This window comes from Vibrio penaeicida (assembly GCF_002933855.1).
GTDB classification, from domain to species: Bacteria; Pseudomonadota; Gammaproteobacteria; order Enterobacterales; family Vibrionaceae; genus Vibrio; species Vibrio penaeicida_A.
In genome coordinates, this window is the sequence record NZ_BFAQ01000055.1 from 1 (window position 1) to 13,399 (window position 13,399).

The 13,399-nt window shown below is 40.9% G+C and carries 15 protein-coding genes; 9 read left to right on the forward strand and 6 right to left on the reverse strand.

Annotation, left to right across the window (positions count from 1 at the left end; translation table 11 throughout):
- Positions 1-162: 162 nt before the first annotated feature.
- The 5 genes from VPNCDNU1_RS25995 to VPNCDNU1_RS26015 form a co-directional block, all read right to left on the reverse strand.
- Positions 163-807, reverse strand: a complete 645-nt coding sequence (locus tag VPNCDNU1_RS25995; protein WP_104403068.1) for a 2-dehydro-3-deoxy-6-phosphogalactonate aldolase — start codon at positions 805-807, stop codon at positions 163-165.
- Positions 797-1,693 carry a 2-dehydro-3-deoxygalactonokinase gene (locus tag VPNCDNU1_RS26000; protein WP_104403069.1) on the reverse strand — a complete coding sequence of 299 codons (897 nt, stop codon included), beginning with the start codon at positions 1,691-1,693 and terminating at the stop codon, positions 797-799. The genes VPNCDNU1_RS25995 and VPNCDNU1_RS26000 overlap by 11 nt, the downstream gene beginning before the upstream one ends.
- Before the next feature lie 91 nt (positions 1,694-1,784).
- The gene (locus VPNCDNU1_RS26005) at positions 1,785-2,501 is read right to left on the reverse strand and encodes a FadR/GntR family transcriptional regulator (RefSeq protein WP_104403070.1); all 717 of its coding nucleotides are present in this window, start codon (positions 2,499-2,501) and stop codon (positions 1,785-1,787) included.
- Between the two features lie 285 nt (positions 2,502-2,786).
- On the reverse strand, positions 2,787-3,077 hold the full coding sequence (locus VPNCDNU1_RS26010) for a putative quinol monooxygenase (RefSeq protein WP_104403071.1): 291 nt from the start codon (positions 3,075-3,077) through the stop codon (positions 2,787-2,789).
- A gap of 282 nt (positions 3,078-3,359) precedes the next feature.
- Entirely contained in the window at positions 3,360-3,755 is a 396-nt protein-coding gene (locus tag VPNCDNU1_RS26015; RefSeq protein WP_104403072.1) for a VOC family protein, read from the reverse strand.
- Between the two features lie 224 nt (positions 3,756-3,979).
- Here VPNCDNU1_RS26015 and yjjG point away from each other — a divergent pair, with 224 nt between their 5' ends.
- Both yjjG and VPNCDNU1_RS28945 read left to right on the forward strand, forming a co-directional pair.
- Positions 3,980-4,654 carry a pyrimidine 5'-nucleotidase gene (gene yjjG / locus VPNCDNU1_RS26020; RefSeq protein ID WP_104403073.1) on the forward strand — a complete coding sequence of 225 codons (675 nt, stop codon included), beginning with the start codon at positions 3,980-3,982 and terminating at the stop codon, positions 4,652-4,654.
- Positions 4,655-4,778: 124 nt separating this feature from the next.
- The gene (locus VPNCDNU1_RS28945; RefSeq protein WP_167404896.1) at positions 4,779-4,949 is read left to right on the forward strand and encodes a hypothetical protein; all 171 of its coding nucleotides are present in this window, start codon (positions 4,779-4,781) and stop codon (positions 4,947-4,949) included.
- A 115-nt stretch (positions 4,950-5,064) separates the two neighbouring features.
- On the opposite strand, the gene VPNCDNU1_RS26025 is transcribed toward VPNCDNU1_RS28945, so the two are convergent.
- Complete coding sequence (locus VPNCDNU1_RS26025) at positions 5,065-5,424, reverse strand: glutaredoxin family protein (protein ID WP_104403074.1); 360 nt, start codon at positions 5,422-5,424, stop codon at positions 5,065-5,067.
- Between the two features lie 284 nt (positions 5,425-5,708).
- Between VPNCDNU1_RS26025 and VPNCDNU1_RS26030 the strand changes: the two genes are divergently transcribed.
- From VPNCDNU1_RS26030 to VPNCDNU1_RS26060, 7 genes are all read left to right on the forward strand, one after another.
- Positions 5,709-6,644: an ABC transporter permease gene (locus VPNCDNU1_RS26030; protein ID WP_104403149.1), complete on the forward strand. Its 936-nt coding sequence runs from the start codon at positions 5,709-5,711 to the stop codon at positions 6,642-6,644.
- Positions 6,637-7,584 carry an iron chelate uptake ABC transporter family permease subunit gene (locus VPNCDNU1_RS26035; RefSeq protein WP_104403075.1) on the forward strand — a complete coding sequence of 316 codons (948 nt, stop codon included), beginning with the start codon at positions 6,637-6,639 and terminating at the stop codon, positions 7,582-7,584. Before VPNCDNU1_RS26030 ends, VPNCDNU1_RS26035 begins: the two co-directional genes overlap by 8 nt.
- 52 nt (positions 7,585-7,636) lie before the next feature.
- Positions 7,637-8,395 (forward strand): iron ABC transporter ATP-binding protein, encoded by a 759-nt coding sequence (locus VPNCDNU1_RS26040; protein ID WP_104403076.1) that lies wholly within the window; start codon positions 7,637-7,639, stop codon positions 8,393-8,395.
- Positions 8,396-8,425: 30 nt separating this feature from the next.
- Positions 8,426-9,187, forward strand: a complete 762-nt coding sequence (locus tag VPNCDNU1_RS26045; RefSeq protein ID WP_104403077.1) for a siderophore-interacting protein — start codon at positions 8,426-8,428, stop codon at positions 9,185-9,187.
- A gap of 88 nt (positions 9,188-9,275) precedes the next feature.
- Complete coding sequence (locus tag VPNCDNU1_RS26050) at positions 9,276-10,034, forward strand: response regulator transcription factor (protein ID WP_104403078.1); 759 nt, start codon at positions 9,276-9,278, stop codon at positions 10,032-10,034.
- Positions 10,031-11,374 (forward strand): histidine kinase sensor domain-containing protein, encoded by a 1,344-nt coding sequence (locus VPNCDNU1_RS26055; RefSeq protein ID WP_104403079.1) that lies wholly within the window; start codon positions 10,031-10,033, stop codon positions 11,372-11,374. Before VPNCDNU1_RS26050 ends, VPNCDNU1_RS26055 begins: the two co-directional genes overlap by 4 nt.
- A gap of 98 nt (positions 11,375-11,472) precedes the next feature.
- Positions 11,473-13,389 (forward strand): TonB-dependent receptor domain-containing protein, encoded by a 1,917-nt coding sequence (locus tag VPNCDNU1_RS26060; protein WP_104403080.1) that lies wholly within the window; start codon positions 11,473-11,475, stop codon positions 13,387-13,389.
- Positions 13,390-13,399: the final 10 nt, after the last annotated feature.

Genomic DNA, 13,399 nt, shown 5'->3' on the forward strand with positions numbered 1-13,399 from the left:
CAATTAAAGTAGGAAGATGATTTCATTGGATTAAATAATTAATTGTCCTACCTACAATTAACACTCTATTGGCTCGATTTCCTGTGAATTGAGTTTTAATAGCCTTTTTCTTCATTTAAAACTTATTTCACGAATTATGCCGATTTCATTACTTTAATTTTTCTACGTAAGTGACATCCAACTGTCTCGATACGCTTTCGCGCGCTTTTCTAATTCTGAAGGCTTAATGCCTTTCTTATATAAACCGGACCCTAAACCAAAACCATCTACCCCTACATCTCGGTAGGATTGCATTTGCTTAGAGTCGGCTTCAATACCGCCAGTAGGACAGCAAATCGTTTCGGGTGGTAGTACCGATTTGATCGCTTTTACACCTTGCGGCTGTATTAATTCTGCTGGGAAGAATTTCAGGGCTGTTGCGCCATGCTCTATGGCAGCAAAGGCTTCTGTGGGGGTCTGAATCCCCGAAAATACCACACAATCATGTGCCCGAGCTGTATGAATAACGTCTGGGTTCATATTGGGGGTCACAATTAACTTGGCACCAGTCTCAATAACAGGCATCAATTTATCTACTGTCGTTACTGTTCCTGCACCGATAAACGCTTCTTCTCCAAAGGTTTGCATGAGTTTATTTATGCTTTGAATAGCATTTGGAGAATTCAGTGGTACTTCAATAAATCGGAATCCATGTTTCAATAGAATACGCGTAACTTCAATAACCTCGTTTGGTTCCACGCCACGTAATATTGCGATGAGAGGTAAAGTCTTAAACCATTCGTGCTCTCTTAATTGTTTAGTATTCATAATTGTTTCCACTGTTATAGATTTTAGTCATACCTTTTAAGAAGCATTGGTCACCATCTATTAATTGGTGTTTCATGTTTAAATGATTTAATGCGTCTGAATAAGGTTTACTTAAACTCTTTGAACCAATTAGGTACAATTTTTCTTCTTTTATCAAAGATAATTCGTGGCCAATTAATATTCCTGAGATAAAGGAATGAACATGTTCTTGTTTTATTTCATTTGTTAAACGGAATGTTCTGGCGCTAAATAAAACGTGATTTAACGGGTCGTTTATTCCTACATCAACGCCTTTGTTAAACACATCTTTATTGTCTTTTTGTTTTGGTAAAGCTTTGCCTAGCAAACTATGGTCGACCAGTATCGAATATAATTCTCCAGTCATTACAGTGGAAAACTGGACTAACTTGTTGTCTTTCCATTTGGCGTGTTTGCTGTGCGTGCCGTAGAGAATGGCGCTAAAATCTTGGTTGAGTAATTCACTTAATCCAATCAGTTGGACTTCCTCCCCACGCATAACATCGGGGTAGCCAAATGCATTCTGACAACGGATACCAGGAACGATTTTGGCACTGTCACCAGACAATAACGAAACGGTTTTGATCCCGCTAACCATGTCGCTAACGGATGCGGGCGCAAAGGTGTAAGGCACTTCACACCAACCTTGTTGAGAGCCTACCATTCCAGCCATGAGCACGGGTAGTTGACCTGATTCCTTTACCCAACCACCGATAAGGTGGTCGAATTCAACTGAAAACTGGTTGTCTTTAATGGAAAGCAGCCCTTTCTTGGCATGGATTGAGTCTAGGCATTCGCCAGTTTCTGCCATCAAAAATGCTCTAAAGTTCGTTGTTCCCCAATCTACGGCGATCCAGTTTCCATTCATTACTCACCTCATGTATCACTTTATTGTCAATCTTGTATTACAAGGTGAAGGAAGTAAACACTTGTCTGATCCATTCTAATGATATCTCAGACTAGCGGATCAAATTACTGCCTTTCAGGTTCTTAACTGTCTTGCTTATTGCATCCAAAACAATGTCACGCATTAATTCTCGGGCTTGCTCTGGGTTTCTCATTCGCACCGCGTCCATGACCCGATAATGCTCTTCAAGAGCTGGCTTACTCAGTGTGACGTTTTGTTCTAACGTTTGTGAAAACGATACTGCCATGGTTGTTGTGAGCGCATCGCCTAAAGAAATTAAAAATGGATTTTTAGTTGCCACGAGCAATTGCTTGTGAAACTCCATATCACCAGTATTAATCTGTTCTCTATCACTTTTTTCTACCCCATCTGCCATCATGTTGTAACTTTTTTCAATAGCAGCTAGGTTATCGCCAGTAGCGTTTAATGCTGCAAGCGCTGCTGCATTCGGTTCTACCATTAAGCGAACTTCTAATAGATGGGGGATAAAAGTGTCGGATTCTTTGTACTGTGTAACCCAACGGAGTACGTCATGATCCAACCAATTCCACTTGTCTGGTGTATTCGCTACACTGCCCACTTTTGGGGTTATGGTGATTAGCCCTTTACTCGCCAATGTTTGTAATGCACTTCTTACTGATGTGCGAGACACTCCCATCGTTTGTGCTAATTCATTTTCCCCTTTAAGGAAAGATCCAGCTGGAATATTTTCCCTCAAAACGTCGTAAACAATTTGATCTATCGCTAACGTAGATTTTGATTTTTTCATTTATGAATTCATGATTTCAGTTCTTGTAATACATGATAGGTCAAATAGTAACCATAAACCGTGAGTGGCTTCTCATTACTAATTGTTTTGTTATTAGGTGTTAGATTGAGAAGCGATATCATTCTTACATCTTGATATATATAGAAATATTGAGATTTTTATTTCTGGCTATGTAAAATCTACACTTTCGGTGGAAGCGTTAAAATAACCTCACATGCTTGATGTAACTTGCGTATGAGGTTATTTAACTAATAGATAATAAAGAAGTTATTGAGGAAAGTCGGTTTAGCTCGCAATTGGCGAGAGAGTAATAATTTTGATTTCTTCTGAAATAAGGTCGTTCACATTTTCAATAAGGTGAGCGAAATGGGCGGTTGCCTGATGTTCCTCAAATGCGCTTTGATCAACAAAGCATTCGTTGAAAATAAAATGGCCTTCTTCGCCGTTATCTTCAAACAATTCATATCGTAGACATCCGGGTTCTGCCTTAGTAGGTTCAACCATTGCACTTAGCATTTGTTGAAGTTCTGTTTCTTTTCCCGGTTTGGCTTTAAAGCAAGCAAGTAAATGAATCATAGTGTTTCCTAATGGTTATTGTACGAATAGTTATTGTATGGATGGTTATTGTATAGAAAGTTACCGTGTTGAACGTTGCGTTTCATAAATTATCTAATGATAAATAGAATATAAAAAGAAAAAGGGGCAGTTTAATTTTCCTCGACACATATGAGGGTTGGAGTGTGCCGAGGGGGTCTGAAAACTAAACAGCCAAAGACAAGGATGAGAGATGAACCCTAACTTTTTACGAAGTGAGGCTCTTTATTATTCGCACTTCTGTGTGACCAGAAATGACATTTCTTATTCGAATCGACCGTCCCGCTCTATGAACTCAATCTTGTACCCATCAGGGTCTTGCAAGAAAAAGAACTTAGCCAAACGCTCGTTATTGTGGAAAAACTCTTTAACTGGCGTCGGATCTAATCCAAACTCAGTGACTTTATGATAGTGCTTATCGATGTTTTCCACTGACACTGCTAAATGACCATAACCTGAACCATGAGTATAAGGTTCTTGCTGATCATGATTGTAAGTCAGCTCGAGCTCGAAGCTGGTTTCTTCATTTCTAAGATAGATAAGAGAAAAGCCATCGAAGTCAAAGCGATCTTCAACAGATAAGTCAAGGGCTTTGTTGTAGAAGTCGAGCGATTTTTCTAAATCGAAAACCCGAATCATGGAGTGTATTGCTTTTGTCATGTATCGCTCCTGATCGTTGTTGGGGTGCTATTGCTAGTAACGCTAGGCCGGTATTATTCATGGGTTTTGTGATTAAGTGGTGGTATTGGAATACTACATTTCAAATTTATTGCATGGTTATTGGGATGACGAGTGTATAAAATCAGTTTCATTGAGTTTGAAGCCTCACTCTTGGGTATATGCGACAGTAAACCAAGCACACAAAAATGAGAAAGGAACGTACTATGAAATACATTTGGGTATTGTTTGATGCTGATGAAACTCTGTTTAGTTTTGATGCATACCAGGGCTTACAAACAATGTTTTCCCGCCTTAGTGTTGAATTCGATAGAGAAGATTTTGAAGAATACCAGTTGGTGAACAAGCCACTTTGGGTAAAGTATCAGGATGGGGAAGTTTCTGCACAACAACTTCAAGAGGATCGATTTGTTGTTTGGGGAGAAAGGCTTAACATTCACCCATCTGAATTGAATCGATTATTTCTTGATGCTATGGCTGATATTTGTAAACCACTGCCTTTCGTTGAAGAAGCTTTGGAGCAAATCAGTAAACATGCACGCCTTGGGATCATCACTAATGGGTTTACTCAATTGCAAAGCATTCGCCTAGAACGAACTGGGTTAAGTCATTTCTTCGATCACGTCATCATTTCTGAAGAAGTTGGAACGGCAAAGCCCGATGTCGCTATTTTTAATGCTGCTTTTGAAAAGATGGGGTACCCAGAAAAAGACCGAGTTTTGATGGTGGGGGACAACCCTCATTCAGATGTTTTGGGTGGCCTGAATGCTGGAATAGAGACGTGTTGGTTGAATGTTGACGGAACACCGACACCAGAAGGTATTACTCCGCACTATGAAGTGAAATGCTGGAAAGAGTTACAAGCGCTATTACTGAGCTAAATTTGGATTGCACTTCACGATTTTAAGCCGCGAATAGTCAGTATTCGCTTTCTTTGTTTTGAATCAGTATTTTCAGAAAAGCGCCGAATTACCATAGCCTTAGATTACTAAAGAGGGTTATGTTATGAAGCGCTTTTTTCCTTCGTCTGTCATGCTTACGCCGTTTGTTGTCCGATACTACAATGGCGATAATTCTTTGTTCGAATCGGAACACATCAATTCAGATAACGATGAAATTAATGAAATAGAAGTGGAACGTAGAGAAACCAAAGAGCCAGATCTCTCGGTTTCTTAACCTTTGCAGGCTTCAAAGGCAGAAATGCCGCAGATAAACGCTGCGGCATTATAGATTTCTATAGTTAGGCGTATTAATAAAAGCTAGGTTTATTAACAAAAGTAGGCGAGATTGATTACGCGAATTCTTTCTGGAGATACGCAACGATATCGCCAGATTCATACATCCACTTCGTTTCACCGTCTTTTTCAATACGAAGGCAAGGTACTTTCACTCTGCCTCCGCCATTTTCTAACTCTTCTCTGTGAGTTGCATTATTTTTTGCATCACGCAACTCAATGTTCAGTGATTGTCTTTTCATTTCACGACGAACTTTCACGCAAAATGGGCAAGCATCGAATTGGTAAAGAGACAGCTGCTTGGTTTTTTGGTTGATGATTTGCTGTTCATTCTGATCTCGTTTTACACCCTTTGGTGAGAATACAAAATTCAACCCTAGAATGATCTTACCTAAAAACCAACGTATCAACTTCATTGCTTGCTCCTTACTGCAGGTGTTGCATTGATAATTATATCGAAACGACAACAGAACTTATCCTAAATCCAACTCAATGCCAACCAATTGAGGGGTTAAGTGGTACAGATAACAGCGATCCATTTTCCAGTTTGAGGGGCTAGGAGCTTCTATCTCTTTAGAAAAGCGCAAACGCTTGTGCAAAAAAGTAAATATTGTATCGATGACTAGGATTTTAATTGAGGATGGTATATTTTAAGTCGTTTTTTGAATAAGAATGATTACTATTGGGGTTACAGCCTGCTGTGTTTAAGTTAGTTTTTGTTTTACTTATATTAAGTGCGGGTTCACTGTTTGTTGGTGTAGCCGACTTGAGCTTGCAAAAGTTGCTGGAAGGCGATGAAGCAGCATGGGAAATATTACTGATTAGCCGCATTCCACGTTTGCTGGCAATTTGGCTGGCAGGGGCAGGTTTGAGTATTGCTGGTCTTATTATGCAGCAAATTAGCCAAAACCGTTTTGCTGCACCTTCTACATCGGGCACCATTGAGTGTGCAATGTTGGGGTATTTACTCAGCATCCTAATTTTTGGTCATGGTGAGAATCTATTCCTGATCTTTGGTACATCAATTCTTGGCACGTTACTTTTCGTAAGGTTCATCAACACCATTCAGTTTAAGAATGCGATATACGTTCCCTTAGTGGGTATCATTTTCGGTAATGTCGTGTCGGCTGCCGCTACCTTTATTGCTTACAAATTTAACCTCGTCCAAAGCTTATCGACATGGGCTATAGCGAACTTTTCTACCGTTCTTCAAGGCAATTACGAATTACTCTATATTGCCGTTCCTGTTGCCGTCTTTAGCTATTGGTATGCGGCGAGGTTATCTGCCGCTGGAATGGGCAAGGATTTCGCAACAAACATAGGGCTTAATTACCAGCAGGTTGTAGTTGTGGGCGTTATGTTGGTCTCCGTTACTTCTGCCAGCATTGTAATGATTGTTGGTGAGTTGCCGTTTTTAGGCCTGATAATTCCTAACCTCGTTGCCGCCTATATGGGAGATAACATTCGCCGAAATATTCCATATACGGCACTGTGCGGGGCGATTCTCGTTCTAGTTTGTGATGTTGCTGGCAGGCTTATCATTTTCCCTTATGAAGTCCCCATTTCAATGATCATTAGTATTCTCGGTGGTACGGCTTTCTTGTTCCTCATTTTGAAAGGAAAGCATAATGCGTGACAGAATCGTCTTAACCGGTTTTCTAATCGTCGCTTTGTTATTTGTTTTTCTTTTTATTGGGTTGGGACTTAACGCAGATAACTATGAATACTTTTTATCTCGTCGAACCCCTAAAGTGATGGCGATTGTTATCGCCTCTATTGCGATCGCACAGTCTTCCTTGGTGTTTCAAACCATTACACACAATCGGATATTGACGCCGAGCATCATGGGGTTTGATTCACTGTATGTACTCATTCAAGTGTGTATTTTAGTGGTATTGGGTGGTGTGGGCTCTGTGTTGTTAAGTTCATTCATTAAATTCTCGATATCCGTTGCCGTTATGGTGGGTTTTTCGTTAGCTCTTTTTAGTTTTTACTTTCGTAGAGAAAACCCGAATATCATGACGCTTCTACTTACTGGCGTGATTTTTGGGCAGCTGTTTTCCAATATCGCGGGCTTCTTTATGATGGTAATGGACCCGACAGAATTTTCTTTCCTTCAAGGTGCCATGTTTGCGAGCTTCAATAACGTAAACAGTGACCTAGTCTATTTGTGCTTAATTCCTCTATCCATTGTTATTGGGTGTTTGTATTTCTTACATAACAAACTGGATGTTTTTTGGCTGGATAAAGATAACGCATTAAGCCTAGGTGTAGACGTAAATAAAGTAACGAAACAAGTTTTGGTGTTGGTTTCTATTTTGATTGCCGTTTCAACAGCATTAGTTGGCCCAATTCTTTTCTTTGGTTTGTTGGTGGCTAATTTGACTCGGCAATGCTTTAAAACCTATCGCCATAAGATTTTGATGACGGGTGCCTCGCTAATGGGAGTTTGCATGTTGTTAAGTGGGCAGTGGGTGATAGAGCGCGTATTTGAATTTGAAACAACGTTGAGCGTCATCGTGAATTTTGTTGGTGGTTTGTATTTTCTTTCCTTATTGATTAGGCAGAAAGTGTAAGTGTTCAGGCAGAAAGTGTAGTTGATCAGAAAGAAAGCGTAGTGGTTGCATCATGATTAAAATTGAAAAACTTACCAAAGCATTTGGTAACTATAAAGTCGTCGACCAAGCTAGTGCATCCTTTGTGAAAGGAGAGGTCACGTCAATCATTGGTCCTAATGGTGCAGGTAAAAGCACACTGTTGTCCATGGCGAGTCGCTTGTTGCAAAGAGATGAGGGACAAGTCTTCATCGACACGAAAGAAATCGCAGATTGGGATACGAAGGAATTGGCAAAATGCTTGGCAGTGCTAAGACAATCTAACAATTTGAATATGCGATTTACAATTCGTGAGCTTGTCTCATTTGGTCGTTTTCCCCACAGCGGCGGAAAACTGGGGAAAAATGACCTCGAAGTGATTGATAAAGCGATCAACTACCTAGATCTTAGCGATATACAAGACAAATACCTTGATGAACTGAGTGGCGGACAGAGGCAATTAGCATTCATTGCCATGGTAGTGGCTCAAGATACCGATTACGTATTTCTTGATGAACCTCTTAATAATCTAGATATAAAGCACTCACTTCAGATCATGAAAAATATTCGAACGTTAGCGCATGACTTAAAGAAAGCCGTAGTCATCGTTATTCACGATATCAATTTTGCGTCCTGCTATTCCGACAATATTGTGGCATTAAAAAAAGGAAAAGTGGCTGCTCGTGGAACTGTAAGCGAAGTTATTGACTCCAACGTGTTGGCGGAAATCTATGAAACTGACTTCCAAATACATGAAGTGAATGGTCAGCGTATTTGCATGTATTACCAATAAAGATATATACCCCAAATAAAGGACAAATTAATGACTCAGGTTTTATCTGTTAAATCAAAATCGTTCATTACCCCATCCATGCTTAGAATCACCTTCAGTGGTGATTGTGTTCAGACATTTACTGATGATTTTGCGGGCGCCTACATCAAGCTAGAGTTTACTGAAAAAGGTAAAAGCCATGTTGAAAATGGCTCACTTGGCAACCCAACACTAAGAACGTATTCCATTCGTCGCCTTGATAAAGAAAACAACGAAATCGATGTGGACTTTGTGACGCATGGAAACAGCATTGAAGCCGGTCTTGCTTCTTATTGGGCACAGCAAGCTCAAGTCGGAGAGCGTCTTTCTGTTCGCGGTCCCGGCAGCGTTAAAGCGATAGAACCTAATACCGATTGGTGTTTCATTGTGGCAGACATGACGGGCTTGCCTGGTGCGTCAACCGTGCTTGAGAGCCTAGATCGCAATCTAAAGGGATACGCAATTTTTGAAGTAAATACCCAAGAAGACATACAAGAGATTGATGCCCCCGAAGGTGTAGAGTTTCACTGGGTTATTAAAGGTGATACTGAATCACTGGCTTCTATGGCTGAAAAACAGCAGTGGCTTGAAGGTAAACCTGGCATATGGTGTGCGACTGAGTTCTCAACTATGAGACAGCTTAGGAAATACTTCAGGAACGAGCGTGAAGTTGAAAGAGATGAAATTTATATCAGCAGTTACTGGAAGCACGGGCGTACAGAAGATCAGCATAAAGTCGACAAGAAAAAAGACGCTGAACAGCAAGCAAAATAAAACACAATAATATTAAACAGATCACATTGATTTTGCTTTTTAATAAGATGATAATGATTCTCATTATAGTTAGATTGGATATGGAAATATGTTTGACGCGGTCAATAGTTTTGAGCTTTCATCAGCATTTGAAAGCAGTACCAATGAGAAAGAAATTAACCTGTTATTGGTAGAGGATGACCCAGATCTTAACTCTCAACTCTCGGCATTATTGTCGTCTCAGCAATACAATGTAACAAGCTTTGAATCCGGTTCTTTGGCATTAGAATGCATGAAGACGAGTTCGTTTGATTTGATTGTGTTGGATGTCGATTTACCTGATGTTGATGGCTTTGAGTTATTGAATTTTGTCCGCGAACAGTCAAGCACACCAGTCATTATGCTGACTGCGTATGGAGCAGAGGAGCACAGAATTCGTGGGTTACAATTTGGTGCCGATGATTACATCTCTAAACCATGCAGCTTCACCGAGATATGCTTGCGAATAGAAGCCATTTTAAGACGCACGCAATCGCGTAGTAAGCCCATAAGCAGTTCATCTCAACTCTCCCATGAAGAACTTATCCTAAACAAGTACACCCAAATCGTAACGGTTCAGGCAAAAGAAGAGCCCGCCGATGTTCAACTGACGCCTATTCAGTTCAAACTGCTATGGACGTTAGCTCAAAACAAAGGGCACGTGCAATCTAAGCCTTACCTATATCAAGCCGTACTGGATCGTGACTTTTGCCAATACGATCGAAGCCTAGATATGCACCTGAGTCGAATTCGTAAAAAGCTTGTTGCTGAAGGTATGCCTTCAACCCGCATAAAAACCGTTCACGGTAAAGGTTATTTGTTTGTATGAAGAAAGTGCTTTTTTGGCGACTGTTTATCATCCTTTCATTAGGCGTCGTCATTTTTTTCTCATTACTTCACAGTGTTGCGATTTTATCTGAAGAGAAAATGAGCTACATCAAGCAGTCGCATCGAGATGAAATTCTCGCTTGGGGTAGCAAAGCACAAGATTTAGTAGACGAAAACCGATTAGACGAGTTGGATCTTTGGTTAAAAGAACTGGCCGCTCAAGAAGACACATGGGCGACCCTCGTGCGTTCACAGGTGGATGTAATCGGTGGGAATGCGCTTAACCAACGATTTTTTGAAGGGTATGGGATCGGTCGAAATGTTGATTGGAAAATACACCTTTATTTTCCGGACAATCCCATTATGGAAGTGGCTCTTAAGCAAGGGAACTATCACTTTTTAATCATACTACCTGATCGAATGAGACCGGGTACGTATATGTCTCATGCGTTTTGGTTGTTCCGTTTTGTTATCCCATTTATGGCCTTACTCGCTTTAACGGTTTATATCTACCGCTACGTGATGAAACCACTACAGCGTTTTCACAATGCGACGCAAGAATTTAGCCGAGGGAACTATCAGGAACGAATAGGGAACTCAGAAATAAACAGTAACGACGAGTTTGGTGAAATCGCCAAAACGTTTGATGAAATGGCAGAGCGTACGTCGACGGTTATTGAACACCACCGAAACCTGATTAGCGATATGTCTCACGAGATTCGAACACCAATTAGCCGAATAGAGCTGGCGCTGAGCTGTATCGAGCGTGGTATTGACGTAAAAGGCATGTTCAATCGGATCGAAACTGAAGTGCGCAACGTGCGTCAATTAGCGGAAGATACGCTAACTCTTGCTTGGATAGAGAACGAACGACCTGATCTTCGAAAAGAAACGTTCGACCTAACGGAATTAGTAGACTCAATCATTGAAGACGCATCGTTCGAATACCCAAATGCCAAGATATCAGTATCGCTACCCGATCATTTAGTCCTAAGCCATTCTAGCCAACGCGCCTTAGGGCAAGCAATTGAGAACGTAATCCGTAATGGTCTCCGATATACGCCAGAGCAGGGAAGTTTTCATGTATCTGCGGAAAGAATGGGAAATGAGGTTGTTTTAAAAATTCGGGATTCTGGTCCTGGTGTTCCTGAGTCGATGCTTTCTCAAATCTTTAAGCCGTTTTTCAAAGTAAAACAAAAAAACAACGAAGGGCGTAGCGGATTTGGTGTTGGGCTCGCGCTAGCTAAACGACATATAGAATCTGTTAAAGGAAAAATCATAGCGGTAAACAATGCAACTGATGGTCTAGAAATGATAATTACATTGCCACATGATGCATAAGTGTTTGATATGTAACACTTGTAAAAGTGATTTACTCAATAGGGATGGGTAAGCAGAATTCACGGCGATAATAGTTCTCATTACCAATGGAGTTGTCCGTGAACTCAATTTCTCAATTTAAATTAACACCTATTGCAAGTGCATTGTTACTGGTATCAACCGTAAGCGTTGCACAAGACGATATCGAAGTTATCGAAGTAAAAGGAAGCCAACATCAACCGGTAGATATTTCTATCGATAAAAGTGCGTTGGAAAATGCCCAAGCGAATGATTTAAACGACGTATTTCGTAAAGAATCAGAAGTTAACGTTGGTGGCTCTTCTTCCGTTTCGCAAAAAATTTACGTTCGTGGCTTAGAAGACACGATGTTGAACGTTAGCGTAGATGGTGCTGAACAGTCAGGTAACCTGTTCCACCACCAAGGACGTTTATCCATTGAACCTGAGCTCTTAAAAAGAGTAGAGGTTAATGCAGGCGCTGGTCGTGCGACAGATGGCCCTGGAGCACTGGGTGGTGCGATTAAATTTGAAACCAAAGATGCTCAAGACCTACTTAATGGTGGAGAGCAATTCGGCGGTAACGTTAAAGCAGGTTATTACAGCAATAATAGCGCATATAAAACGTCTGCAAGCCTTTATGGAAATGTAACTGAAGACTGGGGTGTGTTAGCAAGCTTTAGCTATAAAGATTCTAAGAACATTGTTGACGGCAATGGTGATGAGCAAGATTACAGTGGCTCAAAACAAAAAGTAGCGTTGGTAAAACTTTCAGGAAAGCTAACGGATACACAGAAACTTTCTATTAGTTACGATTTCAGTGACGACAGTGGTGAAAAACTAAATCGACCACATTGGGTTCCTAGTAAGAAAAATGCTGCATTGGAGCAAGAAACGGGTCGTCAGACTTTGACTTTGAAGCACCAACTTGCGATGAGCGATTACGTCAACGTTGATACAACGATATACACCAACGAACAAACGCTAACTCACAAAAATCATCCGCGTTGGGGAACCAGTGCAGGAAGCATGAATACGTTCGGCGGTAAGGTGTTTAACACTAGCCTCTTAGGTAATCATTCACTCGTGGTTGGCGCAGATTTTAGGCAAGACAATGCAAAACTAAGTTCTGGCGGTAAAGATGGTACTGAGAAAGGTACGGTTTATGGTTTGTTTGTACAAAATGACTGGCAAGCAACAGAGCTGTTATTGCTAACAGCAGGTGCTCGATACGACACCTACAAACTTACCGATAGCAAAGATGTTGAATTCGACTCCAATGGTTTTAGCCCAAATGTAGGGGCAACATATACCGTTATTGATGGGCTGGATGTATTTGCAAGTTACGCCAAAGCCTTTAGAGGACAACAAACCAAAGAGTTGTTTGTTTTGGATGACAGATACAACGATCCGAACCGTAAGCCAGAGAAAGCAACGAATGCTGAAGTTGGCGCAAAATACTACAACAATGGTTTTAGCGCCGGTATCACCTTATTTGATAGTGAAATCGAAGATGTCGTGAGCAACAAAGGCAAAGAGATGACCAATGTTGGCAAATTAACCAATAAGGGTGCGAATGCTTTTGCAGGCTACGAAGTGGGCGACCTATCGACAAGACTTAGCTACAGCCAATCCAGCCCTAAGTTAGATGGTGAACCACTGACTGACGAAAACATGACTATCGGAACATCTGTCGGTGATACATGGATTTTAGATTTCATTTATCAGCCACAAGACACGATGGAATTTGGCTGGAATACGAAGATCGTAGAGCGCTTAACTGAAACAGGTAACACGGCTACTGAAAACGAAAAAGCAGGCTACAGTGTGCATGATCTTTACGCTCGCTGGATGCCGCTAACGGATGAAGAATTAGCATTAACATTGTCGGTGAAGAACGTGTTCAATGAATACTACTTTGACCATGCGTCTTACTACATTTATGGCGATAGTACCGTTGCACGTGGCTTCGCGAATGCTGGAAGAGACATCAGATTCAACGTGAGTTGGTCATTCTAACCAACTTTTT